Annotated in this window: 1 protein-coding gene; it reads right to left on the minus strand. The window is 67.3% G+C overall.

Annotated elements, in window-relative coordinates; all coding sequences use genetic code 11:
• Nucleotides 1–280: 280 nt before the first annotated feature.
• Complete coding sequence (locus ACY45C_RS18840) at nt 281–889, minus strand: NUDIX domain-containing protein (protein WP_462188898.1); 609 nt, start codon at nt 887–889, stop codon at nt 281–283.
• Between the last annotated feature and the right edge of the window lie 329 nt (nt 890–1,218).

The following is a 1,218-nucleotide window of genomic DNA, read 5'->3' on the forward strand; positions in this document are numbered from 1 at the left end:
CCTGGCCACGCGTATCCCCGACTTCGACGGCCTTCTGCGCCGGAGAGCACAGTTCGTCACGGCATCGTGAGTGCCGTCGAACGGGTGGCAGAGACCGAGGGAGTGGCGGGGATCAAGCGGGTGGCGGAGGTCGCGCCCATCGACATCGAAGGAACCACGAGCGCGACCGCGGCGGTACTGGGCACGTTGTTCCCCTATGCCCGGGCCCGGTTGGGGGCGTGGGTGCGCGACCGTCACGCCGAGCCGGCGGTGCGCCGGATCCTCGCCGAGACGCCGACGGTCATGCCTCCATCGCCTCGTTCGCCGAGCTGGACATCATCACCGCGCCACGTGCGGATGGCCCCGCGAGCGCCTGAGCCGCGCCCGCGCCCGCGCCCCGAGCATCCGGCCCACCGAGCGACGCGACGCTCACCGGACCACCGACGGGCTCGGGAATCTGATTACCGAACTCCAGGTATCCGCCGCGCTGCGGCGCCCCCCGCAGGGCCGCGGCGGCACGGACCCGTCGCGCGTGCGGGGGCGGCAGCAACCCGCCCACCTCGTCCACAGGGACGAACGCGCAGTTGATGATCTCGTCCATGTCCAGCCGGATGCGCTCCCGCCATGAGGCGGGCAGCGCACCGCCGTCGAAGACGAAGGCCAGCATCTCGCTGTCGAGCCATCCGTCGTTAAGACAGGGCGCCCAGTCGATCGCGAGCAGACCACCGATCGGTGGGGCGATACCGAGCTCCTCGGCGACCTCCCGTACACACGCCGAGTAGGGCGATTCCCCCGGTTCGACAAAGCCTCCCGGAATATCCCAGTCTGGCTTGTACGACGGTTCAACGAGCAGTATGCGGTCTTCTTCATCGAAGAACAGGACACCCGCCGCAGCGTAGGGTCGCGCCATCGGAGGTCGGTTCAAGCTCGCCTCAGTGCCACGGTCAGGACGCTGCCGTGGGATGGCCGGCGGCTTCGAGGACATCACCGACCGCAGCATCAGGCCGTCACCGGGCACGCCGGCCGGGTCCGGCAGAGCCCGGTCGACTAGGGAAAAGTCAAGATCCTTCTTCATATTATCACACACTTCACATAGTACTGACGAACGGAATTGATGTTCCTGCCGCCGACTGGTGGGCGACGCGGTGGGCCACTAACGATAGGCGACCACGAAGGGGCGCGACCCGCCAGCGTTTCGCGGAACTAAGGGGACGTAATGAAGTAACAAATACGTGATCG

This window comes from Frankia sp. CcWB2, from assembly GCF_977927585.1.

Excerpts from the sequence above, each read along its gene's own strand:
- ACY45C_RS18840 (WP_462188898.1), bottom strand. The coding sequence starts at position 889 with ATGGCGCGACCCTACGCTGCGGCGGGTGTCCTGTTCTTCGATGAAGAA.